Source organism: Shimia sp. R9_1 (assembly GCF_017743775.1).
Lineage (GTDB): Bacteria > Pseudomonadota > Alphaproteobacteria > Rhodobacterales > Rhodobacteraceae > Shimia.
This window is the reverse complement of record NZ_JAGHRN010000001.1, coordinates 655704-679007: the sequence shown is the minus strand read 5'-3', so window position 1 is coordinate 679007 and position 23304 is coordinate 655704. Positions and strand designations below refer to the sequence as shown.

The following is a 23304-nucleotide window of genomic DNA, read 5'->3' as shown; positions in this document are numbered from 1 at the left end:
CATGCGTGAGATCGGAGTCCGCGCGGGCGGATTGCTGAGCTACTTCACCCGCCACCGCACAGCTGCCAATTTGCTGCTGGTGGTTCTGATCATCGCCGGCATCGCGGCCATGCCCCGCATGCGGGCGCAGTTCTTCCCGGATGTGGTGGTCGACAATGTCACCGTCAACATCACATGGGAGGGCGCCGGCGCCGAGGATGTTGATGCGGCGATTGTGCAGGTGATGGAGCCTGCCTTGCTGGCCGTCGAGGGCGTCGAGTCGACCGAGTCCCGCTCAACCGAAGGCTCCGCCCGCATCACCATGGATTTCGAACCCGGCTGGGATATGGCGCGGGCCACGGATGACGTGCAGGTGGCGGTGGATGCCGTGACCACTTTGCCGGAAGAAGCCGATGATCCGGTGGTGCGACGCGGCGCTTGGCGCGACCGCGTGACCGATGTTGTGATCACCGGCCCCGTTGACGTGGACCAACTTGCGCGCTTTGCCGATGAGCTTGTGGCGCGGCTCTACACCGAGGGCGTGACGCGCACGACCATACGTGGCTTGGCTGAGCGACAAACCATCGTTGAGGTGTCCTCGGTTGATCTGATCACCCACGATATCGCCATAGCAGAGATTGCCGATGCGATTGCACAAGAGGTCAACGCTGACCCCGCGGGAGACGTCACCGGCGCTGTGGCGCGTGTGCGCACCGGCATCGAGAAACGCGCACCAGATGAGATTGCCGGTATCGTTCTGCGCTCCAATCCTGATGGCACAAAGCTGACAGTGGAAGATGTCGCCTCCATCCGCCTTGAGGGGGTAGATCGTAACCGCTCTTACTTCGTGGGTGAAAACCCGGCCATGGCTGTGCGTGTCGATCGTTCAGAGGCAGGCGACGCCATCGCCATTCAGCGACAGGTCGAAGACGTGGTGGCAGAGATGAGTGCCACCCTGCCTGAAGGCGTGTCTATCGAGCTGATCCGCACCCGCTCTGAGGCGATCACCGGCCGTTTGAACCTGCTGTTGGACAATGGCATTGCCGGTCTGTCGCTGGTGCTGATCCTGCTGTTTTTGTTCCTGAACACCCGCACAGCCTTTTGGGTGGCGGCGGGCATTCCCACCGCGATGTTTGCCGCTGTGGCGCTCATGTATGTGGGCGGGTTGACCATCAATATGATCTCGCTCTTTGGCCTGATCATCACGCTCGGTATCGTGGTGGATGATGCCATCGTTGTGGGCGAACATGCCGATGCCCGCGCCCGCCGCTTGGGCGAGCCAGCCCCCGTCGCCGCCGAGAACGCCGCGCGCCGGATGGCCATGCCGGTGTTTTCCTCGACCCTGACCACCGTGATCGCCTTTTTTGGCCTCACCGCGATCAGCGGGCGGTTTGGCGACCTGATCGCCGATATCCCCTTCACGGTGATCGTGGTGCTGATCGCCTCGCTGGTGGAATGTTTCCTGATTCTGCCCCACCACATGTCACATGCCATCAAACACTCCGCCAAAGAGCATTGGTATGACGTGCCAAGCCGCGTGGTGAACCAAGGGTTCCGCTGGGTGCGTGAAAACATGTTCCGCCCCTTCATGCGTCTCGTGATCTGGGCGCGCTATCCGGTGCTCGCCGTGGCGGTTGTGGCTCTGGCCTCGCAGGCGGCACTCTTTATCAACGGGGATGTGAAATGGCGCTTCTTCAATGCGCCGGAACGCGGCTCGGTCACGGGCAACTTCTCCATGCTGCCCAGCGCCACCCGCGCAGACAGCCTTGCCATGATGAAAGAGATGCAGCGCGCCACCGAGGAGCTGGGCAAGGAATTTGAGGAGCGCTACGGTGAAAACCCGCTGGACTATGTGATCGCTGTGATTGGCGGCAACAGCGGACGGGCGCTGCCCGGCTCTGAAAGCCTTGATCCGGATCTTTTGGGCAGCATCGCCATTGAGCTGATTGACGCGGACCTGCGCCCCTATTCCAGCTTTGCCTTTGTAGGTGCGCTGCAAGACAGCGTTGCGCGCCACCCGCTGGTGGATCAGATCAGCTTCCGTGGCTGGCGCTCCGGCCCCGGCGGCGACGCGCTGGATGTGGAGTTCTACGGCTCTGACAGCCCAACCTTGAAAGCGGCCAGTGAGGCGCTCAAAACAGCGTTGGAGGAGTTCCCTGAGGTCTCCGCCGTTGAGGATAATCTCAACTACGACAAACAGGAACTGATCCTTGATCTCACGCCGCAGGGCCGCGCGCTGGGCTTCTCCATTGACGCGCTCGGTCGGGAGTTGCGCCACCGGCTCAACGGGCTTGAGGCCGCCACCTTCCCGGATGGCCCACGCAGCGCGGCGATCCGCGTGGAACTGCCTGAAGGCGAGCTGACCGCTGATTTCCTCGAAGGCAGCCTGATGCGCACACCCGCCGGAGCCTATGTGCCGCTCGCAGATGTGGTGACCGTGCAAAGCCGCACCGGCTTCAGCACCGTGCGGCGCGAAAATGGCGTGCGGCTGATCAATGTGACCGGCGACATCTCCGAGGATGATCCGGCCCGCGCCGAGGCCATTCTGCAGCAACTGCGCGAAGACATCCTGCCCACCATCGCCAGCGAGAAACAGGTCGAATGGCGTCTCGCGGGTCTGGCAGAGCAGGAGGATGAATTCCTCAACGATGCGCGCACGGGGCTTATTCTATGTCTCAGCGGGATCTATCTGGTGCTGGCATGGGTGTTCTCAAGCTGGACCCGGCCCATGGTGGTGATGGCGATCATCCCCTTTGGCCTCGTTGGCACGATTTTTGGCCACAACCTGCATGATGTGCCGCTCAGCATGTTCACCGTTGTGGGGCTGCTGGGCATGACCGGGATCATCATCAATGACAGCATCGTGCTGGTCACCACAATTGACGAGCACGCCAAAGACCGCGGTGTGATCCCCTCCATCATCGACGGCGCGGCAGACCGCCTGCGACCGGTGTTCCTGACCACCGCCACCACGGTTCTGGGCCTCGCCCCGCTGCTGTTTGAGCGCAGCGCGCAGGCGCAGTTCCTCAAGCCTACTGTGATCACGCTGGTCTATGGCCTTGGCTTTGGCATGTTGCTGGTGCTGATCGTGGTGCCCGCGCTGATGGCGATCCAGACAGATTTCGCCCGTCAGGTACAAGCCTTTGGCCGCGCGCGACGTGCGCGCCGGTTGCAAGGCGCGCTGCTTCTGAGCGGGGCGGTCCTGACCGGCTGGCTGGTGATGACCATGGGCTGGATGGTGTTGCAGGGACAGATGCACCCGCTGCTCGGTCAGATCGTGCCCGCGTTGGCAGGTGTGACCACGCCGATCATGGCACTCTTGGTGTTCATCTTGGGCGCTGGGCTGGTCTGCGTGCTGGGCTATGGCGCAGCGGCGGGCTGGATGCTGTATCGCGCCCGCCGGTCCGAAGCGTCGGCCTAGGCTTTCGCCGCCTCGCTCGGATTACTCTGTTTGCCCTGATTACCCGGTGCAGCCGTGAATATCGACCGCATCGCCGTCACTCAGCACTGTGAAGCGCAGATCGGAGCGGTTGATCAGGAACGACGCATCAGAGACATGCACCATCTCGGTCTCCGCAATCAGCGTGTCCCCGCTGCGCGTTGTGGTGCCTTCCGCAACCCAGATCTCAGGATTGGCGGTTTCAATCACCGCGACTTCTGCGCCACCGGCGCGGGGCATCTTGATTTTGGCCTGAAGCTTCACACCGCCGTTTGTTGGGGCAAGGGTGCAGGTGACCTTATAGACGCCCGCCTCATCTGCCGAGAGTGGCTGATCCACGATAGAGGCCACAATCCGCGCGTCCCGCGTGCCGGGTGCGGCCAGCTCACCATCAAGATGCAGCCGCTGCGGCACACAGATGTCGCGACAAACGCCAATATCCAGCACCGCCTTTAGCCGCACAGGCTTGTCTGATTTCTTCGGGTCGATCTTCACCGGCAGAACCAGCTCTTCGGAATACCCGATGGAGCGCATGCCGTTTTCATAAAACACATCCGGTGTCGGCCAGCTCACGGCAATATCGCGCGCATTGTGCGAGCCCTGCCAGGAAATTCGCGGCGGAATGCCCGCATCCCCGGGCGCACGCCAATAGGTCTTCCACCCCGGATTCAATGTGATCCGCAATCCCGCCATATGGGTCCCATCCGCATTGCGCCAGCCGGGCAGCACTTCGGCCTGAACGACTTGGTCAAAGGACTGTGCCGTCGCCACAGCAGGCGCCACGGCAGGCGAAATCAATGCGCAAAGCGCGGTGAGGGTACGTGCGGTTGTCTTGAACATGAGCTTTAGATGGGCCAGAATCGGCTGAAATCCAACTCACAATCGGGCGAGAAACCCGTGTGAGACTGAAACACAACGCTTACCACTTGAGTCTATGATGGCGGGCGCACATGTTGGATGTACAGACAGCGCGTCTGTTGAAGGAGGCGTCTTGAGCAGCGAAGAAAACAGCACCACCACCAAAATGGACGAGCTCGATTTCACCGGGCAAGTTCTGATTGCCATGCCGGGGATGGAAGACTCGCGCTTTGCCAACTCCGTGGTGCTGATGTGTGAGCATTCTGAAAAAGGCGCGATGGGGTTGATTATCAACAAATCCATCGACGGGCTGAAACTCACCGATCTGTTTGAGCAACTCTCGATTTCCACCCACCAACCGGATGCGCCCTCTGCGCTGCATTTTGGCGGCCCTGTGGAAACGGGGCGCGGTTTTGTGCTGCATTCGCCGGAATATAAATCCGGTCTCAGCCACATGCGCGTGGGCGCGGATTTTGCCCTGACCACCACACAGGATGTACTTGAGGATATGGCAGAAGGACGCGGCCCGCAAAAGGCGCTGACCATGCTGGGCTACAGCGGTTGGGGCCCGGGGCAGCTCGAGCGCGAAATCGGCGAAAACGGCTGGCTTGTGGCCGAAGCGGCGCCGGATCTGGTGTTTGACGATCCGGACGGTGAGAAATGGGCCAATGCCCTCAAAAGCCTCGGCGTCGACGCGCTGACACTCTCCGCCGCCGCCGGTCGGGCGTGAGGCAGCCCAACGCCCGCCTCAACCGCCTCTATTGCGTATAAACCGCCGTTTCAAACGCCTCATAGGTCCGCAGATAGGGCGCTTCCACAAACGGCAGGGATTGCGTGAACACCAGACCGGCCACATCTGACGCCGGATCAACCCAGTAATGCGTATTGCACACCCCGGCCCAGCTTTGTGACCCGGCTTTGCGCCGTCCCGGAACATCGGCCTCAAAACGCACCGCCGCAAAACTATGGGTGGTGCCTTCAGGCAGTTCCACATCTGCCGTCACAGGTGGAGCAATGGTCACCATCTTCTGAAACGTCTTACCCTCCATCTGGTCCTCCAGCATTTCGGCAAATGCGCCTTCAGTCAGAATGCGCTGCCCATCCAGCGCGCCTTTGTTCAGCAGCATGCGGAGAAACTTCATATAGTCCGGCGCCGTGGAATAGAGGCAATGCCCCATGCCATAGACCTCCGGCTGAGGCGGCGGGGCCAAGTCAAATGGCATAAAACTGCCGTCCTCACCGCGGGCCCGCACCTCTGAAAGCCGATCTGCAAAGGCGTCCGGCTCAAAGGCGGTGTCGTTCATGCCAAGCGGGTCAAAGATCTCCTCGCGGCAGAACTGGTCAATGCGCCGACCGTCCAGTGCTTCAACCACTTGCCCCAGCCAGTCGATGCTTGGGCCATAGCCCCAGCGATCGCCGGGGTCATACATCAGCGGATAGCTGAGCGACGCTTTGGTGCCGCTCAACACGCTGGGATGTCCGGTCGCCTCAAGGTACCTGCCCACATCGGGGTTCCAGAATTCATACTCCAGCCCGCTGCGATGGGTGGCCAAATGGCGGATGGTGGCCGTGGTTTCGGGCGCACGCATCACAGGCGTGTCGCCGTCCCAGCGCGCCAGCACCTGCAGCTTGTTCCAGTCGGGCAGGATATCGGCCACGGCTGTGTCCATCGACAGTTTGCCCCGGTCGATCATGATCATCGCGGCCACCGAACCGATGGCTTTGGTGGCAGAAAAAATCCGGAACACCGTGTCCTCAGAGGCGGGGCGTCCTGCGGCGGCCTCTCCTGAGCTTCCCGAATAGGTGACGCCATCGGTATTGGCGCTCATCGCCACAACAAAGGGCACATCCTGCGCCGCAACGGCATCCTTGAGGATGCGATCAAAATTTTCAGACGACATGTGGTTCCTCCCAAAACCTCGATTGGGAGAAAAGCTAGCCCAAGGGCCTTTTCAAAACAACTTTGCAGGCTTGAAGGGGCTAATCCCTTGGCGCGGCCGCCCGTCTCAGCCGGTCATTGATCGCCAGTCCAAGTCCGGTTTCAGGGATCGGGGACACCGCGATGGGCGCGTCTCCGTCCTGATCGAGCTGGTGCAGGTGGTGAAACAGATTTGCGGCTGCTTCTGTCAGATCCCCGGAAGGGCTGAGGTTGAGGGTTGCGCCGTCAACCTTGCCAAAGCCAAGCAGCCGCTCCTGCGCACTGATCTCGGTGGCGTTCAGGCGGACCGTGGCACCGGGTGCGTAATGTGAAGTCATCTGACCCGGCGCAGTGAGCGGCGCGTTCTCGGCGCGGCCCGCCACGGGCGCCCCAATCGCTGCTTCCAGCGCTTCTACCGGCAGCCCGCCGGGGCGGAGCAGGGTGGGGGTGTCAGGCAGGCCAAGGATGGTGGATTCCACACCCACGTCACAGGCGCCGCCATCAACCACAGCTTCGATCCGGCCCGTGAGGCCAGCGCGCACATGGGCGGCTTCGGTCGGGCTGATCTTGCCGGAGGGATTGGCCGAGGGGGCGGCCACCGGCCCGTCAAACTGCGCCAGCAACGCTTTGGCCACCGGATGGGCGGGCACGCGGATCGCAAGGGTGGACAGCTCTGCGGTGACAAGCGAGGACAGGCCCGAATCCGGGCGCAGCGGCAAGACCAGCGTCAGCGGGCCGGGCCAGAAGGCGGAGGCGATGCGGTCTGCAAGGTCGCTCCAAATGACGTAGCGTTTCGCGGTTTCGACATCTGCGACATGCACGATAAGCGGGTTGAAACGAGGGCGTCCCTTGGCCTCAAAGATGCGGGCCACCGCATGATCCTGACGGGCGTCAGCCCCCAGTCCATAAACGGTTTCCGTTGGGAAAGCGACTAAACCGCCACCCCGAAGAAGGGTCGCGGCCTCAACAAAGCCGGAGGCATCAGCAGGGAGGGTTTTGGTGTCCAAGATGGGGCTCTCCAGTGACGTCGCGTTCCGCTATGATAGGATCCTTGCTAACACTATCTTTGCGCTCAAAGCTGCATACATGCGGCGCTCATCAAAGCCAAGCCTGCCGGAGAGACAGATGCCCTTTCGTGCCCCAGTGACAGATTTCCAATTCCTGTTCGACCACGTGGTCGATTTTGCTCAGATCACTGCAACCGAGCGTTTTGCAGATGCAGACAACGACACCCGCGACGCCATTCTGGTGGAAGCTGGTAAGATGGTCGAGGAGATCATGGCCCCACTGCAGCGCAACGGTGACCTTGAAGGTGCGTTGCTGGAAAACGGTGTTGTGCGCACCTCTCCCGGATTTGGTGACGCCTATAAGCAGATCGCAGAAGGCGGCTGGGTCTCCACCAGCGCCGATCCGGAGTACGGCGGCATGGGCTTGCCTCATTCTATCACCACCGCCGTGAACGAGATGATGGGAGCTGGCTGTTTGTCTTTGCAGCTCAACCCGCTGATGACCCAGGGCCAGATCGAAGCGCTGGAGCACCATGCCTCTGACGAAATCAAGGCCACCTACCTGCCCAAGCTGATCTCTGGCGAATGGTCCGGCACCATGAACCTGACCGAGCCTGCCGCAGGCTCTGACGTGGGAGCGCTGCGCTCCAAAGCCGAACCAAACGGCGACGGCTCCTACGCGATCACCGGGCAGAAGATCTACATCAGCTGGGGCGACAATGATTTTACAAACAACGTCTGCCATCTGGTTCTGGCCCGTTTGCCCGACGGCGTCCCCGGCACCAAAGGCATCAGCCTCTTCATCGTGCCCAAGTTCCTGCCAGATGAGAACGGCGAGCCCGGCGTGGCCAATACGCTGAAGGTGGTCAGTCTTGAGCACAAAATGGGTCTGCACGGCTCCCCTACCGCGGTTATGCAGTATGACGGTGCCAAAGGCTGGTTGGTCGGCCCAGAGCACGGCGGCATGAAAGCCATGTTCACCATGATGAACAACGCCCGTCTCGGTGTGGGTGGCCAAGGTGTTGGTGTTGCCGAAGGCGCCTACCAGCACGCATTGGGCTACGCTATGGACCGCACACAAGGCCGCAGCCCAATTCAGGGCGGCACCGGAACCATTATGGACCACGCCGATGTGCGCCGCATGCTGACCGGTATGAAGGCGGATATCTTCGCCGCCCGCGCCATCGAAATGGCCTGTGCTGTGGCGATCGACATGGGGACTGCCACCGGCGCGGCAGATTGGAAAGCCCGTGCGGCCTTTCTCACGCCTATCGCCAAAGCCTTTGGCACCGATGTGGGCATGAAGGTCTCTGAAGACGGTGTGCAGGTGCACGGCGGTATGGGCTTCATTGAGGAAACCGGCGCAGCGCAGTTCTATCGCGATGTGCGTGTGACCGCGATCTATGAAGGCACCAATGGCATTCAGGCCATGGACCTTGTGGCGCGTAAGCTGATGGACGGTGGCGACGCCGCCTACGCCATCCTTGATGAGATCGAAGATTGCGCCGAAAAAGTGCGCGAGAGCATGGCAGACCTGGCAGAGCCTCTGTGGCAGGCCACCGAAACCCTGCGCGAAGCCACCGAATGGATGGTGGCACAGGGCGATCTGAACGACCGCTTTGCTGGCTCCGTGCCGTTCCTGCGCGGCTTTGCCCGCGTGCTGGGTGGCTACTATCACCTGCGCGCAGCGATTGCTGAAGGCGGCGAAGGCCCACGCTCCAAGCTGGCCAAGTTCTACATCAAGCGTCTGCTGCCAGAGCACGCAGGTGTGCTGGCCCACGCCATGGAAGGCGCTGGCGACCTCTACGCGCTGAGCCCTGAAGAACTGGGCGCAGCCTGATGCACGACGGCGCGGCAGGCATCCGCTATCCATGGGAAACGCCCCCTGCAGAGGGGGAGGCCATCGAGGTTGCCGAAGGGGTCCTCTGGATGCGCTTGCCGCTGCCGATGAAGCTGGACCATGTCAACATCTACGCGCTGGATGATGGCGACAGCTGGACAGTGGTGGACACCGGCTTTGACAGCAGGAAGTCCCGCGCCATCTGGCAAAAACTCCTTGATGGCCCGCTCGCTGGAAAACCAGTCGGGCGGGTTGTCGTGACGCACCACCACCCGGATCACGTTGGTCTTGCCGGCTGGTTTCAGTCCGAGCATGGTGCGGAGCTCTGGACAACCCGCACAGCTTGGCTGTTTGCCCGTATGCTGCAGCTTGATGAGCAGGCGGTGCCCCGTCAGGAAACGCTCGATTTCTACCGCGCTTGCGGCATGGATGAAGAGATCTTCCAGAAACGCGCGAGCGAACGCCCCTTCAACTTTGCCGATATGGTCGCGCCCATGCCGCTGGGCTTTAAGCGCATCAAACAGGATGACGTGATCCGCATGGGCGGACGCGACTGGGATGTGCATATCGGCAACGGTCACGCGCCAGAGCACGCCACCTTCTGGAGCCGCGACGACCATCTGGTGCTGTCTGGCGATCAGATACTGCCCTCGATCAGCTCCAACATTGGCGTCTACGCCACCGAGCCTGAGGCGGACCCCGTGGCCGATTGGCTGGAGGCCTGTGAGCGTCTGGCCATCTATGCACGTGCGGATCAGTTGATCCTTGGCGGGCACAAACTGCCTTTCACCGGCGCGCCGACCCGCATGCGCCAGCTGATCGACAACCACCACGGCGCGCTCGACCGTTTAAAAGATCACCTTGATGATCCGAAAACCGCAGGCGAGTGCTTCCCGCCTTTGTTCAAGCGCACCATTGATGAAGGGGCCTACGGTCTCGCCTTGGTGGAGGCCCTTGCCCATTTGAACCATCTCTACCAGATTGGAGAGATAAGCCGGACAAAGCGCGCAGATGGCGCCTACGTCTGGCAGAGGATCAAATAGGGCAGCTTTTATGAGCGAAGACATCAAGACCACAGCAGAGGCGGCCGAGGCTGCGGCTCTGCCGCGCCGCCGTGAGGTACATTCCAATCCAGAGGTGGCAGAGGTTGAGGTGCCCGAAAAGGTCGCCAAGGAGCCTGTGCAATCCAAGAGCGCTGCCGAATGGGCCTATGAGCGGTTGATCCTCTATATCCAGAATTTTGAAAAGCAGCTGGATGAAACCCATGAGGTGGCCATGGGCTTTGTCGGCGGGGAGGCCGGTGTGCTGCGGATCGAGGGTATGGGCTATTTTGATCCCGACATCGTGACCTTCTATGGCACCGACTCAAACGGCATCAAAACCCAGCTTGTCCAGCACGTCAGCCAGCTCAATGTGATGCTGCGCGCTTTGCCCAAACCCAGCGATGATGGTGAGGCGCCCACGCGCATCGGTTTCCGTCTGGCAGAAGGGCTTAAGAAATAGGCCCTCAGGCAGTGCGGCATTTTGTGTCGCCTCTCTGGGGGCTTGCTCTGCGCAGGCAGGGTGACAGGTGATCCTGAATCAGCTATCCAAGCACATAAGCGACAGGAGGAATGACCATGGCAGAACACAAGCACGGCTCGATGGATATCGAAGTTCAGGAAAAAACCTTTGCAGGCTTTATCAAAGCCTCTGTGTATGTGGCTTCTGCAAGCATTGGCATTCTGATCTTCCTGGCTCTCTTCAACAGCTAAGGCCGATAGGGCTACAGAGGTGCCCGACATGATCAGGACAATTCGTATGATGGCGCTGGCTTTGCTGGCGCTTTCTCTTGCTGCGTGTACCGTGCGCAATCCGGTTGAAACCAACGCGCCCGATCAGGCGGTCGCCGCAGCCCGCTATGCCCATGCCGGGCCAAAGCAGCTCACGCTCTTTACAATGATTTCCAATGACAACGGATCAGGCGCGCATACCTCGCTTCTGATCAACGCCAGCGAACGGGTGGCCTTTGACCCGGCCGGGTCTTTCCGCACGGAAGGGATCACCGCGAAGAACGACGTTGTCTACGGCATGACGCCCTATCTGGTCGACCAATACACGCGCTTCCATGCGCGCGAAACCTTCCACGTGGTGGTGCAGACTTTGGACGTGGAGCCGGAGGTGGCGGAATTGGCGTTGCGCAAGGCGCAGTCCCTTGGACCGGTGCTGGAATCACAATGCGCTTTGACCACCTCTCAGGTGCTGGCAGGCCTGCCGGGTTTTGAGGATGCGCCGCGCACTTATTCTCCCCGCAAGCTGAGTGAGTATTTCGCGGCCAAAGGGGCGAGTTATGATCGCCTGTTTGAGTATGACGACGCGGACAAATCCAAGGTTCTTGCGGCTTTTGTCCCCGAATATGAGCGCGCGCCGACCAACTGATCTGCGCACGTTAACCATGGTTTTTCGGGTGTTCTGTGCGTGAAATGCCACAGACGCAATACCGTAGGGATACCGACGCGATACAGACGTGAAATTTTCAGAGGATTTGGAGCCCGCCAAAAAGGGTTAACGCACCGACGAGGATCGCCCACAGAATGTTTTTGGTGACATAGCCGGTGACCAGCGTCGCCGCTGCTGCGGCCATCCGTGCCGGGTCCGGTTGCCCCCCTGTGGCGCTTGGCCAGATCACCAGCGGGGCCACGAGGCCGGGCAACACCGCTACAGCGGTATAGCGCAGGTGGCGCAGCACCCACTCGGGCATTTGCCGGTCGCCGATGATGCCCAAAAACACATAGCGCAGTCCGAAACTGCCGATTCCCATGCAAATGATGATGATCCAGGTTGTGGTCTCATTCATTTGGAATCCCTCGCTTTTTCCGTCTGGCGTTCAACTTCTGCCCCGGTAATCATCCCCGCCGCAGCGGCCACCATCAGCCCGAGGTTCCAGGGCAGGAAGGCAAAGATCAGGGCCGTGATGACAGAGACCACAGCGGCCAGAACATGGGCTTTCGTGCGCAGCATCGGCCCGATCATCGCTAGGAACGTGATCGGCACCGCAAAATCCAGCGCAAAGGAGGGCGGAATGGCTTGTCCCACCAAAGCCCCCACCAAGGTCGCCGCATACCAGGCGGGAAAAACCGGGGTGATGGAGCCCAGAAAATATGAGAATTTCTGCCCAAGCGACATCTCGGAGCGTTTCTCAAATTCAATGATTGCAAGGGCATAGCTCTGATCAACCAACCCATAAGCCACAAAAGCCCGTCGCCAAAAAGGCAGAGCTCCAAAGTGCGGAGTCAGCGATGCGGAATACATCGCCATGCGCAGGTTCACCGTCAGCGCAGAGGCGATCACAACAACCGTCGGCGCATTCTCCGCCATCAGCTGAAGAGCGGTGAACTGCGCAGCGCCAGCGATCACAACCACTGAAAAAGCAAGGGTTTGCACCACCGGCAAGCCCGCCTCGGTCGCGACCACGCCAAAGAGCAGGGCAAAGGGCCCCACCACCAGCAGAAACGGCAGACCATGGCGAACACCGCGCAGGAACTCGGTTCGATCAAAGTAGGATGTCATGAGACTCGCTCAGAAAATAAAGCCCTCAAGGCCTACCCAAGTCCGGTTGGGGATGCAATGCGTGGGGATAGCTGAAACGTGTTTGATTGGTGGTGGTCAAGGCAGCGAAAGCTGATTAGGTTTCAGTGCGATGTGGAGGAGGATGCATGTCAGAAGCATCAGATTTGGCAGACTATTTGATCGCGCCCGACCCAAAGGCGCCACGGCTGACACGCGCCGTGGTGGGCACAGATCAATTTGGTCACCCCACCGAGATTTCGGTCGTGGAGGAGCGTCCCCTGACGATCTATCTCAACAGCCGAGAGATCGTCACCGCGATGACAATTGGGGATTATCCGGAATATCTCGCGCTTGGTTTTTTGCTCAATCAAGGGATGCTGAAGCCGACCGATGACGTGACCCGCGTGGACTATGATGAGGAGCTTGAAGTCGTCGTTGTCCGCACCGCAACCGAGACGAACCACGAAGAGAAGCTGAAGAAAAAGACCCGCACATCAGGCTGCGCAGTGGGCACTGTGTTTGGCGATATGATGGAGGGGCTTGAGAATGTGACCCTGCCGCAAAGCTCCATCCGGACCAGCGATCTCTATGCCTTGGCGCATAAGATCAACCGCACGCCCTCGCTCTATCTGGAAGCCGGAGCCATCCATGGCACGGTGCTCTGTCAGGGCGATCAGCCGCTGGTCTATATGGAAGATGTCGGGCGTCACAACGCAGTTGATAAAATTGCAGGCTGGATGTTTCAGGAGCAAGCAAGCGCCTCTGACAAAGTGCTCTACACCACAGGCCGACTGACCTCTGAGATGGTCATCAAATGCGCTTTGATGGGCATACCGGTGCTGGCCTCACGATCCGGATTTACCGCCTGGGGCGTTGAAATTGCACGACAAGTCGGGCTGACACTGATCGGGCGCATGCGCGGGCAGCGGTTTGTTTGCCTGAGCGGCGAAGACCGCCTGCTGCGGGATGTTGATCCCAACAGCGTGCCGGAGGAAGCGCGCAAACATGGACGCAAGAGCGGAGCAAAAACGTGAAGCAACCACTCGGAGTGATCCTTGCGGGAGGGCAGGCCACGCGTATGGGCGGCGGCGACAAAGGGCGCTTGATGCTTGGTCAACGCAGCATTCTGGAGCATGTTATCGAGCGGCTCGAGCCCCAGGTTGCTGGATTGGCGCTGAACGCCAATGGCGATGCTGCGCGGTTTGAAGATCTTGATTTACCTGTGTTGCCGGATTCGATGGAGGGCTATCCCGGACCTTTGGCCGGGGTGCTCGCAGGCTTGGATTGGGCGGCAGAGCAGGGGGCGGATGCCATTGTGACCGCTGCTGCAGACACACCGTTTTTCCCGTGTGATCTGGTGCCGCGTTTGTTGCTGGCCGCAGAAGACAAACAGCATACGCTCGCACTCTCTGCGTCGCGTGAACCGGACGGCAAAGTCTGGCGACAGCCCACATTCGGCCTTTGGCCTGTGGCGCTTCGGGATGATCTGCGCGCGTCTTTGCAAGAGGGGCTTAGAAAAGTTGTGCTTTGGACGGACAAACATGACGCAGGTCAAGCCATCTTTGCCCAAACCGGGGTAGATCCCTTTTTTAACGTGAATACCCCGGACGATCTGCAAGAAGCGCGCCGGTTGGCAGGAGACCCCACAAAGTGAAGCAGGTTTATGGCGTTGTCGGCTGGAAAAACTCTGGCAAAACCGGATTGATGGAGCGCTTGGTGGCGGAAATCACCAGCCGAGGCTTGACCGTCTCTACGATCAAACACGCGCATCACAGTTTTGATGTGGACCAGCCGGGCAAAGACAGCCATCGGCACCGCGAGGCGGGGGCAAGCGAGGTCTTGCTTGCCAGCCGCGCGCGTTGGGCCTTGATGCGGGAGCTACGAGAGGAAAATGAACCGTCGCTGTCAGAGCTTCTGGAGAAGCTCGCTCCGGTGGATCTGGTCCTGATTGAGGGCTATAAGCGGGACAAGCACCCAAAGGTAGAAGCTCACAGGGCCGTGACGGGCAATGCGCTGATCGCGCCGGAAGATCCAACCGTGCGCGCCATTGCCTCGGACACAGCATTGGAAAGCGATCGGCCGGTGATGGACCTTGATGATACCAAAAAGATCGCAGATTTCATTCTGTCAGACCTTGGAATATAGCCTCTTTATCAGCCGTTTACACAAAAGAGCAGAGCAATGGTGCAAGACAACAAACTGGTGCCGCCACCGCTGAAGAATGATTGTTTTGCCTTGCCTGCAGACACCCACTGGACGCCGGTTTCTGACGCTTTGGAGCGGTTGAAAGAGCGGTTGCATATTTGCGTGCCGGTCGAACAGGTGGCGCTTTCAGAAGGTTTGGGGCGCATTTTGGCGCAGGATGTTGTTGCGCAACGCTCCAATCCTCCGCAGCCCAATTCTGCGGTTGATGGCTATGGTCTCAATCATGCGGATGTCGTTGATGGCGCACAAAGCCTGCCGCTCGCAGAGGGACGATCCGCCGCTGGGGAACCCTTCGACGGCGCTGTTCCCGCAGGCCATGCGGTGCGAATCCTCACCGGAGCCACGATCCCTGAGGGAGTGGACACGGTGATCCTGCAGGAAGATGTGAGCACGGATGGCAAGGCGATTGCTTTCCATGGGCCGCTCAAGAAAGGAGCGAACACCCGGAAGGCCGGAGAAGATGTTGCAAGCGGTGATGTGATCTTGCCCAAAGGGCGGCAAGTGACTCCCTCGGATCTGGCGTTGATCGCGGCAACGGGGTGCTCCGGTTTGAGTGTGTATGCACGTTTGCGCGTGGCTGTGATCTCCACAGGTGACGAACTGGCGGAAGCCGGGTCTGAGGCGCGGGAAGATCAGATATTTGATGCCAATCGGCCAATGCTGTTAGGCATGATCGCGCAGTTTGGCTTCACACCCGTGGACATGGGGCGGGCCCCTGATGATCGCGAGGCTCTAAGAAGCTTCTTGGATCAGGCCGCAGAGCAGGCTGACATGATCCTGACTTCTGGTGGCGCGTCTGCAGGGGACGAAGATCACATGTCCGCGCTGCTGAATGAAACCGGCTCCATGACCCTATGGCGTCTGGCAATCAAGCCGGGCCGTCCGCTGGCGTTGGGCGTGTGGAACGGGACGCCGGTCTTTGGGCTGCCTGGCAATCCGGTGGCTGCCATGGTCTGTACCCTGATTTTTGCCAAGCCTGCCATGAGTGCGTTGGCTGGCGCGGGTTGGACTGTGCCGGAGCCTATCTGGGTGCCTGCCGCGTTTGAGAAAGACAAGAAGGCCGGTCGTCGCGAGTATCTGCGCGCGCGACTTGTTGCCGGGCGAGCCGAGGTGTTCAAGTCCGAAGGTTCGGGCCGGATCAGCGGTTTGAGTTGGGCAGAAGGGCTTGTGGAGCTTCCTGACGAGGCCATGCAGGTCGGCGAGGGCACACTTGTCGCCTACTACCCCTACGCGGCCTTTGGTCTGTAAAAAAAAAGGCGCCACTTGGGCGCCTGTTTTGCTCAGTCAAATATGCCGGCAACACGCCCCAGAAGCATGAAGGCTCGGGCTGTGCGTGTGTCAGACAGTGCGGCGATATCCGCGTCTGTGGCGGTCTCTTCAAACTCAACGAAGCTCTTGTCAAAGCGGCGCAGAAAATGATGCGCTGCGTCGCGGAAAATCGCATCTTGTTTCATGCGGCCTGCCGCCAATGCCAGAGAGCTGCGATCACGCACTCCCCCCAATGCTGCGATGGCTTTGCCACGTTCGCCTGAGGCAAAGCGACGCCAGATTTCTGGACGCGCCAGATCAGGACGCAGATCATCCATGTAGATGCCGTCTTGGCTCAGCAGGGTGAGAACATCTTGGCTCGCCTGAATGAGATGTGCAGCTTGCCGGTCCCGCAACGCCTTGCGCAGAGCGGCAAAGCCTTCGGCGTCTTCTGCGTTTTCGGGGAAATTGAGCGCTTGGATAAAGTCTGCACGGGCGAGAGGCGGGGACAGCTCCTCAGCAGGTGTGCCAAGTGCCAAAGTGCCCTGATCGGTCAGATCTTCCGCAGGCGCGTCAGTTGTGGGGGCCTTGCGAATGCCGTCCTCACGGTCCCGGCTGGTTGAGAAGGTGGCCAGCGCGGTTTCAGTCTTGCGTGTGGCGGCGGCGATCTCGTCGAGCTTTTTGGTGACGGAAGGCTCAACACCCTGCGCGGCCTGTGCGCCTTGTGCTTGCAGCACATAGGTGCGGCGCATGGCATCTATTGCCGCCTGAAGGCGTGCGCTTTCTTCGCGCATCACGCGGGAGGAACGGGCGGCGGTGGCCGCCACCCAGATCATCGCAATTGGCATGAACACGGCAAAGAGAGTCATCAAGAACGCCACGCCGTCAGCTTGTTCTACTGGATTTGACGGAAGGATCAGAAAGAAGATGACGGCGCCGAGCAGCCAGATAAAGCTGAGACCAACCGCAATCCATTCGATTGCGGTGATCTTGGGCTGCTGAGGTTTGTCGTAAATACCCAGCGGTGTTGACTGGGATTCGGTGTCGTCTTTCATGCCAGTGCGTGTGGTGGCCATCGGGTTACTTGTACGCGATACTCAGGACTTCGTAGCTTTTCTCACCACCGGGGGTGCGGACTTCGACGCTGTCGCCTTCTTCTTTGCCAATCAGCGCCCGTGCGATCGGTGATTTGATATTGAGAAGGCCTTTTTCAACATTGGCTTCGTGCTCGCCCACGATTTGCCAAGTTTTCTCTTCGTCTGTGTCTTCATCAACCAGAGTGACGGTTGCACCAAATTTGATGGCGCCAGAGAGGGTTGCGGGGTCAATGACCTCGGCAAGACCAATCACGCCTTCCAGCTCTTTGATACGCCCTTCAATGAAGCCCTGTTTTTCACGGGCTGAATGGTATTCCGCGTTCTCTTTCAGGTCGCCAAGCTCGCGCGCAGAGGCGATGGCCTCGATGATCGCGGGGCGTTCCACCGTTTTGAGTTGCTTCAATTCCGCTTCGAGCGCCGAGTGACCGGCGCGAGTCATTGGTATTTTTTCCATGGGTGCGGTCCCGTTGGTCCTTGGCCGCCTTAAACACAGGGCGGCAGTTCTGTTTCAACTGTTGCGGTGCAGAATGCACTGAGGCCTCTTTCAAATGCAAGTGGCGCACCCTTTGCAAGAAGAAATATCCGAGCGTGCCGCAAAAACGCGCTATTGGGGCGAAATGTCGTTGGGTTCCGATTGACGGATCGATTAAAGACACGCTAGCAGATGCGAAAGAAAATTACCCAGCGATCCGAAAGGGGAAGCCAATGTCGGAAATCGAACGCGAAGCCATGGAATATGACGTTGTCATCGTTGGCGCGGGCCCTGCAGGTCTGTCAGCAGCGATCCGTCTGAAACAGCTAGATGCGGACCTTGACGTTGTTGTGTTGGAAAAGGGTTCCGAAGTTGGTGCACATATCCTTTCGGGTGCTGTACTGGACCCTTGCGGGCTGAACGCGCTGATCCCTGATTGGAAGGGAAAAGGCGCGCCGCTGAACACCCCGGTGAAAGAAGACAACTTCTACATGCTGGGTGAAGCCGGTGAAATTCGTATCCCGAACTTCCCGATGCCACCGCTGATGAACAACCACGGCAACTACATTGTTTCCATGGGCAACGTCTGTCGCTGGATGGCAGAACAGGCGGAAGAGCTGGGCGTAGAAATCTTCCCGGGCATGGCGTGCTCAGAGCTGGTCTATGGCGACAATGGCGAAGTCAAAGGCGTTGTGGCTGGTGTCTTCGGTCTGGAAGAAGACGGCTCTTATGGTCCTGGCACTGAGCCTGGGATGGAGTTGCACGGCAAATACGTCTTCCTGTCGGAAGGTGTGCGTGGGTCTCTCGCGAAGGAAGTGATCGCCAAATACAATCTGCAGGACGGCAAAGAGCCTCAGAAATTTGGCGTTGGCATGAAAGAGATCTGGGAAATCGACCCGGCGAAACACAACGAAGGTGAAGTCACCCACACCATGGGCTGGCCTCTAGGTAGCAATGCGGGCGGTGGTTCCTTCATCTATCACCTTGAGAACAATCAGGTGTATGTGGGTTTCGTGGTGCACTTGAACTACAAGAACCCGCATCTGTTCCCATACATGGAGTTCCAGCGCTTCAAGCATCACCCAAAGGTGGCCAAGCTGCTTGAAGGCGGCAAACGGGTCGCTTACGGCGCCCGCGCTATTTCTGAGGGTGGCTATCAGTCCATGCCGAAGATGGTGGCGCCTGGTGTTGCGTTGCTTGGCTGTTCGGTTGGTATGGTCAACGTGCCGCGCATCAAGGGCAACCACAATGCGATGCTGTCTGGCAAAGCCGCAGCGGAAGCTGCCTTTGAGGCCATCAAGGCAGAGCGTTCCGGCGATGAGCTGAGCGCATATGAAGAAGAAGTGCGCACCGGTGCCATTGGTCAGGACCTGAAGAAAGTTCGCAATGTGAAGCCGATCTGGTCCAAATGGGGCCTCACCGCATCCCTGATGCTGGGCGGTTTGGATATGTGGACAAACACCCTTGGGTTCTCCCTGTTTGGAACCGTGAAGCATGGAAAGAACGATGCGGAGGCCACGGAAGAGGCCAGCAAGCACAAGCCGATCGACTATCCGAAACCGGATGGGAAGCTATCATTTGACCGCTTGACCAATGTGAGCTTCTCCATGACGAACCATGAAGAAAGCCAGCCTTGCCACCTGCGTTTGACCAACCCTGACACACCGGTGTCTGTTAACCTGCCTAAGTTTGCGGAGCCAGCACAGCGTTACTGTCCTGCGGGCGTTTATGAGGTGGTTGAGGAAGAGGGCAAAGATCCGCGCTTTGTTGTGAACTTCCAGAACTGCGTGCACTGCAAAACCTGCGACATCAAAGATCCAAGCCAGAACATCACTTGGGTCACGCCACAAGGTGGCGACGGGCCAAACTACCCGAACATGTAAGCTTCACTGGCCTATCCAAGGCCGCCGTGTATGAAATCGCCCCGATCAGCAACTGCTGGTCGGGGTTTTCATTTACCGGTTGGAATTGCGCAGAACGCGGTGGATCCCTCAAAAACTTGATCTGTTTTGCGCGCATTCTCGCCGGTGCGCCATTGCGCGTGGCAATGGGCGCGACTAGGTTCAAGGGAAGGCATGAACATGGGAGTTTCACGTGGCCAATAAGCTTTTCAGATCGGTTGCCGTTTCGGCGGTTTTGGCGGCGATGGCGCTCCCAGTGCAGGCAAATGGCTTGGCGGGGTCTTATCTCGCGGCGCGGCAAGCAACCTATGAGTCTGATTACAGCCAGGCCGCGCGGTATTTCACTCAGGCGTTGACCCGCGATGCCGGCAATCCAATGCTGCAGGAAAACGCTGTTCTGGCGTTTCTGTCTTTGGGGCAGATTGATCGGGCGATGCCGATTGCGCGCAAGATGATTGCGGAGGGCAACCACAGCCAGCTCGCGGAAATGGCACTGACCACAGGACTTGTTGAGGATGGGAATTTCTCTGAGCTGATTGATCGCCTTGAAAAGGGCGGTGTCGGTCCTCTGGTGGATGGGTTGTTGAAGGCCTGGGCTGAGATTGGCCGTGGCGAGATGTCTGAAGGACTTGCCGCATTTGATGAGGTGTCCAAAGAGCCGGGGCTTGGCGGGTTCGCAGAGTATCACAAAGCCATGGCCTTGGCTTCGGTTGGTGATTTTGAAGGCGCGCTGGCGGTGTTTGACGCGGGCACTATGGATGGTTTGCAGCTGACCCGTCGTGGTGTGATGAGCGAAGTTGAGGTGCTGTCTCAGTTGGATCGCACTGAAGATGCGATCGCGCGCATTGACGAAGCCTTTGGCAACGATCTTGACCCGGCCTTGCGCCAGATTCGCGATCGCCTGGTGGCTGGAGAGACCTTGCCATTCACGCATGTGACAAGCGCGGCGGACGGCATTGCAGAGGTCTATCACTCCATCGCAAGCGCGCTGCGCAATGAAGCCAATGCGGATTACACGCTGCTCTATGCCCGGATCGCTGAGTATTTGCGCCCAACGCACACTGAGGCTTTGTTGATGACCGCAGAGCTTCTGGAAACGCTTGGACGTTATGAACTGGCCTCCCAGACCTATCAGAAGGTTCCAGCGGATGATCCCTCGTTTCACGCGGCCGAATTGGGGCGCGCAGAGGCCCTGCGGGAAACGGGTAAGACTGAAGCCGCGCTGGAGGTGCTTGAGCAGCTGACGCGCAGCCACGGGGACGTGGCCTATGTCCACACCGCACTGGGGGACCTGCGCCGTCAGGAGCGCGATTTTGCGGGCGCTGTTGCCGCCTACAACGACTCGATCAACCTTTATGACGAACTAGAGCCGCGCCAGTGGTTCCTGTTTTACGCACGTGGCATCAGCTACGAGCGCTTGGGAGAATGGGAAAAGGCAGAGGCGGATTTCCGCAAGGCATTGGAGCTGAACCCGGAGCAACCGCAGGTGCTGAACTATCTGGGCTATTCTCTGGTCGAGAAGCAAATCAAACTGGATGAAGCGCTGGATATGATTGAGCGCGCTGTCGCGGCCCGTCCTGACAGCGGCTATATCGTGGACAGCCTCGGTTGGGTTTTGTTCCGCCTTGGACGCTATGACGAAGCTGTGGCCCATATGGAGCGTGCGGTGGAGTTGATGCCGGTCGACCCTGTGGTGACCGATCATTTGGGCGACGTCTATTGGGCGGTCGGGCGTAAGCTGGAAGCTCAGTTTCAGTGGCGTCGGGCCCTGAGCTTTGTTGATGCAGACACTGTGGAAGAGGCCGATCCAGAGCGCATTCGGCGCAAACTGGAAGAGGGTCTGGATGTTGTTCTCGAAGAAGAAGGCGCTGCGCCTCTGACGGCTGCCAATGAAAATTGAGGCATTTGCGCCTGCCAAGATCAATCTGACCTTACATGTGACCGGCCAACGCGCTGATGGGTACCATCTTTTGGATTCCCTTGTGATGTTTGCCGACTTTGGGGATCGGATTTGGGTCGAACAAGCAGATGAGACCACGCTGGACGTGACGGGGCCTTTGGCAGGTCCAGTCCCGACCGACAGCCGCAACCTTGTTAGAAGAGCTGCTGACTTTTTGGGTGTGACGGCCAAAATCACGCTGGAAAAAAACTTACCGGCTGCGGCAGGTATCGGCGGGGGGTCTTCCGACGCAGCAGCAACGCTGCGCGCTTTGTGCGCGCTATACGACCTGCCGTTGCCTTCCGAAGATGCTGCGCTCGCGCTTGGGGCGGACGTCCCGGTGTGCCTGCAGGGTGGCTGGGCGCGGATGAGCGGTATTGGCGGAGATGTAGCGCGTTTGGGCGCAGGCGCTGCGTGGCCCATGCTCCTGATCAATCCGCGCGTTGCAGTCTCCACTCCGGACGTGTTTCGCGGGCTAAAGGCGAAAACAAACGCGCCAATGCCGGATCAGATGCCAGCATGGAGTGATAGGGAAGCTGCGCTTGAGTGGCTCGCTACGCAGCGAAATGACCTACAGGCCCCTGCCATAGAGCTTGAACCGATCATCGCAGAAGCGCTTCAGCTGCTGGAAGGCAGTGAAGGCTGCCAGCTGGCCCGAATGTCGGGATCTGGTGCCACTTGTTTTGCAATTTTTGAAGATGAGATGGCGCGCAATGCGGCGGCTGAAAAAATCCGTGCCGAACGACCAAACTGGTGGATCCAGCCGGTCCAGGACTGCGGAATGAACTGGCGCTAGAAGCGCCAGTCTTTTTTGGTTCAGTTGAGGCGCTCAACCACGTAGTCGGCGATACCCATCAGCAGATCGCGGATGGCGTGCTCCGGAAGGTGTTCCATCGCGGCCTTGGCCTTTGCGATCCAAGCGTATGCGTCATCGCGTGTTGCTGTGAGCGTGTCGTATTTGGCCATCAGCGCGAGGGCATGCTCGAGGTCGCCGTCTTCTTGGCGGCCCTTCTCGATGGTGCGCACCCAGAATGCCCGCTCTTCTTCTGTGGCCTGAGCGACCGCTTTGATCACCGGCAGGGTGAGTTTGCGCTCGCGGAAATCATCGCCAATGTTCTTGCCGGTCTGAGCGGTATTGCCCTGATAATCCAGTAGATCGTCGGCGATCTGGAACGCGATACCAAGCGCGTCACCATAGTCAAAGAGTACTTTAACCAATTTCGGATCCGCGCCAGCGATCACGCCGCCAACTTCGGTAGCTGCTGAGAAAAGCGCCGCTGTTTTACCGCGCACAACTTGCAAATACACGTTTTCGTCGGTGCGAAGATCGGTGGCGGCAGTGAGCTGAAGCACTTCGCCCTCAGCGATGGTAGCCGAAGCATTGGACAAAATCCGCAGAACGTCGATTGATCCGGTTTCTGTCATCAGCTGAAAGCTGCGGGAGAAGAGATAGTCGCCAACAAGGACAGAGCTCTTGTTGTCCCAGAGAAGATTCGCGGTGGGGCGGCCGCGGCGCTGGGCGCTTTCGTCGACCACATCATCATGCAGCAGCGTCGCTGTGTGGATGAACTCCACAGTGGCAGCGAGATGCACATGAAAGGGGCCTTCGTAGCCACAGAGGCGCGCTGCGGCGAGGGTGAGCATGGGGCGCAGACGTTTGCCACCCGCGCCAACCAGATGCGCTGTGACCTCAGGAATTCGCGGCGCATGTTCAGAGGCCATGCGCTCCTGGATCAAGCCGTTCACGGCCTCCATATCGTCGCGCAACAGAGTGGCGAGGGCTTCATGCGGTTTACTTGCAGCGTGATCGAGGCTCATCTGTGACTTCCTGATGTGAGGGGTCGACATTCGG

General features: G+C 59.3%; 22 protein-coding genes. 14 read left to right on the top strand and 8 right to left on the bottom strand.

The window, feature by feature from the left end:
* Nucleotide 1 precedes the first annotated feature (1 nt).
* Complete coding sequence (locus J7399_RS03225) at nt 2-3400, top strand: efflux RND transporter permease subunit (protein ID WP_209084102.1); 3399 nt, start codon at nt 2-4, stop codon at nt 3398-3400.
* A 39-nt stretch (nt 3401-3439) separates the two neighbouring features.
* Here J7399_RS03225 and J7399_RS03220 read toward each other — a convergent pair whose 3' ends face one another.
* Entirely contained in the window at nt 3440-4258 is an 819-nt protein-coding gene (locus tag J7399_RS03220) for a protein-disulfide reductase DsbD domain-containing protein (protein WP_209084101.1), read from the bottom strand.
* A gap of 184 nt (nt 4259-4442) precedes the next feature.
* On the opposite strand from J7399_RS03220, the gene J7399_RS03215 reads away from it, so the two are divergent.
* Complete coding sequence (locus J7399_RS03215) at nt 4443-5006, top strand: YqgE/AlgH family protein (protein ID WP_209062069.1); 564 nt, start codon at nt 4443-4445, stop codon at nt 5004-5006.
* Nucleotides 5007-5034: 28 nt separating this feature from the next.
* Here the strand turns inward: J7399_RS03215 and J7399_RS03210 are convergent, their stop codons facing one another.
* Nucleotides 5035-6177, bottom strand: coding sequence for a serine hydrolase domain-containing protein (locus J7399_RS03210; protein ID WP_209084100.1), 1143 nt, complete (start codon nt 6175-6177; stop codon nt 5035-5037).
* Nucleotides 6178-6256: 79 nt separating this feature from the next.
* On the bottom strand, nt 6257-7201 hold the full coding sequence (locus J7399_RS03205; RefSeq protein ID WP_209084099.1) for an L-threonylcarbamoyladenylate synthase: 945 nt from the start codon (nt 7199-7201) through the stop codon (nt 6257-6259).
* A 118-nt stretch (nt 7202-7319) separates the two neighbouring features.
* On the opposite strand from J7399_RS03205, the gene J7399_RS03200 reads away from it, so the two are divergent.
* From J7399_RS03200 to J7399_RS03180, 5 genes are all read left to right on the top strand, one after another.
* Nucleotides 7320-9041 (top strand): acyl-CoA dehydrogenase, encoded by a 1722-nt coding sequence (locus J7399_RS03200; protein WP_209084098.1) that lies wholly within the window; start codon nt 7320-7322, stop codon nt 9039-9041.
* On the top strand, nt 9041-10084 hold the full coding sequence (locus J7399_RS03195; RefSeq protein WP_209084097.1) for an MBL fold metallo-hydrolase: 1044 nt from the start codon (nt 9041-9043) through the stop codon (nt 10082-10084). The genes J7399_RS03200 and J7399_RS03195 overlap by 1 nt, the downstream gene beginning before the upstream one ends.
* A gap of 10 nt (nt 10085-10094) precedes the next feature.
* Nucleotides 10095-10544: a DUF6173 family protein gene (locus tag J7399_RS03190; protein WP_209077774.1), complete on the top strand. Its 450-nt coding sequence runs from the start codon at nt 10095-10097 to the stop codon at nt 10542-10544.
* A gap of 116 nt (nt 10545-10660) precedes the next feature.
* Entirely contained in the window at nt 10661-10795 is a 135-nt protein-coding gene (locus tag J7399_RS03185; protein WP_209061573.1) for an aa3-type cytochrome c oxidase subunit IV, read from the top strand.
* A 28-nt stretch (nt 10796-10823) separates the two neighbouring features.
* Entirely contained in the window at nt 10824-11459 is a 636-nt protein-coding gene (locus tag J7399_RS03180; RefSeq protein WP_247742704.1) for a hypothetical protein, read from the top strand.
* 97 nt (nt 11460-11556) lie between these two features.
* Here the strand turns inward: J7399_RS03180 and J7399_RS03175 are convergent, their stop codons facing one another.
* The gene (locus tag J7399_RS03175; protein WP_209077775.1) at nt 11557-11877 is read right to left on the bottom strand and encodes an AzlD domain-containing protein; all 321 of its coding nucleotides are present in this window, start codon (nt 11875-11877) and stop codon (nt 11557-11559) included.
* A complete protein-coding gene (locus tag J7399_RS03170) occupies nt 11874-12590 on the bottom strand; it encodes an AzlC family ABC transporter permease (protein ID WP_209061569.1) in 717 nt (238 codons plus the stop codon). The genes J7399_RS03175 and J7399_RS03170 overlap by 4 nt, the downstream gene beginning before the upstream one ends.
* Nucleotides 12591-12736: 146 nt before the next feature.
* On the opposite strand from J7399_RS03170, the gene fdhD reads away from it, so the two are divergent.
* From fdhD to glp, 4 genes are read left to right on the top strand one after another with little or no spacing between them, the layout of a single operon-like run.
* Nucleotides 12737-13624, top strand: a complete 888-nt coding sequence (gene fdhD / locus J7399_RS03165; protein WP_209084096.1) for a formate dehydrogenase accessory sulfurtransferase FdhD — start codon at nt 12737-12739, stop codon at nt 13622-13624.
* Nucleotides 13621-14244, top strand: coding sequence for a molybdenum cofactor guanylyltransferase MobA (gene mobA / locus J7399_RS03160; protein WP_209084094.1), 624 nt, complete (start codon nt 13621-13623; stop codon nt 14242-14244). Before fdhD ends, mobA begins: the two co-directional genes overlap by 4 nt.
* Nucleotides 14241-14735 carry a molybdopterin-guanine dinucleotide biosynthesis protein B gene (mobB, locus tag J7399_RS03155; protein ID WP_348539423.1) on the top strand — a complete coding sequence of 165 codons (495 nt, stop codon included), beginning with the start codon at nt 14241-14243 and terminating at the stop codon, nt 14733-14735. Before mobA ends, mobB begins: the two co-directional genes overlap by 4 nt.
* Before the next feature lie 36 nt (nt 14736-14771).
* Nucleotides 14772-16043 carry a gephyrin-like molybdotransferase Glp gene (gene glp / locus J7399_RS03150; RefSeq protein ID WP_209084093.1) on the top strand — a complete coding sequence of 424 codons (1272 nt, stop codon included), beginning with the start codon at nt 14772-14774 and terminating at the stop codon, nt 16041-16043.
* Nucleotides 16044-16075: 32 nt separating this feature from the next.
* Here glp and J7399_RS03145 read toward each other — a convergent pair whose 3' ends face one another.
* Together J7399_RS03145 and greA are read right to left on the bottom strand one after the other, a co-directional pair.
* Entirely contained in the window at nt 16076-17098 is a 1023-nt protein-coding gene (locus tag J7399_RS03145) for a hypothetical protein (protein WP_209084768.1), read from the bottom strand.
* Between the two features lie 25 nt (nt 17099-17123).
* Nucleotides 17124-17594 (bottom strand): transcription elongation factor GreA, encoded by a 471-nt coding sequence (greA, locus tag J7399_RS03140; RefSeq protein ID WP_209061561.1) that lies wholly within the window; start codon nt 17592-17594, stop codon nt 17124-17126.
* Between the two features lie 251 nt (nt 17595-17845).
* Here greA and J7399_RS03135 point away from each other — a divergent pair, with 251 nt between their 5' ends.
* The 3 genes from J7399_RS03135 (at nt 17846) to J7399_RS03125 (ending at nt 22248) form a co-directional block, all read left to right on the top strand.
* The gene (locus J7399_RS03135; protein ID WP_209084092.1) at nt 17846-19495 is read left to right on the top strand and encodes an electron transfer flavoprotein-ubiquinone oxidoreductase; all 1650 of its coding nucleotides are present in this window, start codon (nt 17846-17848) and stop codon (nt 19493-19495) included.
* 211 nt (nt 19496-19706) lie between these two features.
* Nucleotides 19707-21413, top strand: coding sequence for a tetratricopeptide repeat protein (locus J7399_RS03130; protein ID WP_348539422.1), 1707 nt, complete (start codon nt 19707-19709; stop codon nt 21411-21413).
* On the top strand, nt 21403-22248 hold the full coding sequence (locus tag J7399_RS03125; protein ID WP_209084091.1) for a 4-(cytidine 5'-diphospho)-2-C-methyl-D-erythritol kinase: 846 nt from the start codon (nt 21403-21405) through the stop codon (nt 22246-22248). The genes J7399_RS03130 and J7399_RS03125 overlap by 11 nt, the downstream gene beginning before the upstream one ends.
* A gap of 20 nt (nt 22249-22268) precedes the next feature.
* Here J7399_RS03125 and J7399_RS03120 read toward each other — a convergent pair whose 3' ends face one another.
* A complete protein-coding gene (locus J7399_RS03120) occupies nt 22269-23270 on the bottom strand; it encodes a polyprenyl synthetase family protein (protein WP_209084090.1) in 1002 nt (333 codons plus the stop codon).
* Between the last annotated feature and the right edge of the window lie 34 nt (nt 23271-23304).

Excerpts from the sequence above, each read along its gene's own strand:
- fdhD (WP_209084096.1), top strand. The coding sequence starts at position 12,737 with ATGTCAGAAGCATCAGATTTGGCAGACTATTTGATCGCGCCCGACCCA.
- glp (WP_209084093.1), top strand. The coding sequence starts at position 14,772 with ATGGTGCAAGACAACAAACTGGTGCCGCCACCGCTGAAGAATGATTGT.
- J7399_RS03175 (WP_209077775.1), bottom strand. The coding sequence starts at position 11,877 with ATGAATGAGACCACAACCTGGATCATCATCATTTGCATGGGAATCGGC.
- J7399_RS03210 (WP_209084100.1), bottom strand. The coding sequence starts at position 6,177 with ATGTCGTCTGAAAATTTTGATCGCATCCTCAAGGATGCCGTTGCGGCG.
- greA (WP_209061561.1), bottom strand. The coding sequence starts at position 17,594 with ATGGAAAAAATACCAATGACTCGCGCCGGTCACTCGGCGCTCGAAGCG.
- J7399_RS03220 (WP_209084101.1), bottom strand. The coding sequence starts at position 4,258 with ATGTTCAAGACAACCGCACGTACCCTCACCGCGCTTTGCGCATTGATT.
- J7399_RS03145 (WP_209084768.1), bottom strand. The coding sequence starts at position 17,098 with ATGAAAGACGACACCGAATCCCAGTCAACACCGCTGGGTATTTACGAC.
- J7399_RS03185 (WP_209061573.1), top strand. The coding sequence starts at position 10,661 with ATGGCAGAACACAAGCACGGCTCGATGGATATCGAAGTTCAGGAAAAA.
- J7399_RS03200 (WP_209084098.1), top strand. The coding sequence starts at position 7,320 with ATGCCCTTTCGTGCCCCAGTGACAGATTTCCAATTCCTGTTCGACCAC.
- J7399_RS03120 (WP_209084090.1), bottom strand. The coding sequence starts at position 23,270 with ATGAGCCTCGATCACGCTGCAAGTAAACCGCATGAAGCCCTCGCCACT.
- J7399_RS03190 (WP_209077774.1), top strand. The coding sequence starts at position 10,095 with ATGAGCGAAGACATCAAGACCACAGCAGAGGCGGCCGAGGCTGCGGCT.
- J7399_RS03225 (WP_209084102.1), top strand. The coding sequence starts at position 2 with ATGCGTGAGATCGGAGTCCGCGCGGGCGGATTGCTGAGCTACTTCACC.
- J7399_RS03195 (WP_209084097.1), top strand. The coding sequence starts at position 9,041 with ATGCACGACGGCGCGGCAGGCATCCGCTATCCATGGGAAACGCCCCCT.
- J7399_RS03135 (WP_209084092.1), top strand. The coding sequence starts at position 17,846 with ATGTCGGAAATCGAACGCGAAGCCATGGAATATGACGTTGTCATCGTT.
- J7399_RS03180 (WP_247742704.1), top strand. The coding sequence starts at position 10,824 with ATGATCAGGACAATTCGTATGATGGCGCTGGCTTTGCTGGCGCTTTCT.
- J7399_RS03125 (WP_209084091.1), top strand. The coding sequence starts at position 21,403 with ATGAAAATTGAGGCATTTGCGCCTGCCAAGATCAATCTGACCTTACAT.
- J7399_RS03215 (WP_209062069.1), top strand. The coding sequence starts at position 4,443 with ATGGACGAGCTCGATTTCACCGGGCAAGTTCTGATTGCCATGCCGGGG.
- J7399_RS03170 (WP_209061569.1), bottom strand. The coding sequence starts at position 12,590 with ATGACATCCTACTTTGATCGAACCGAGTTCCTGCGCGGTGTTCGCCAT.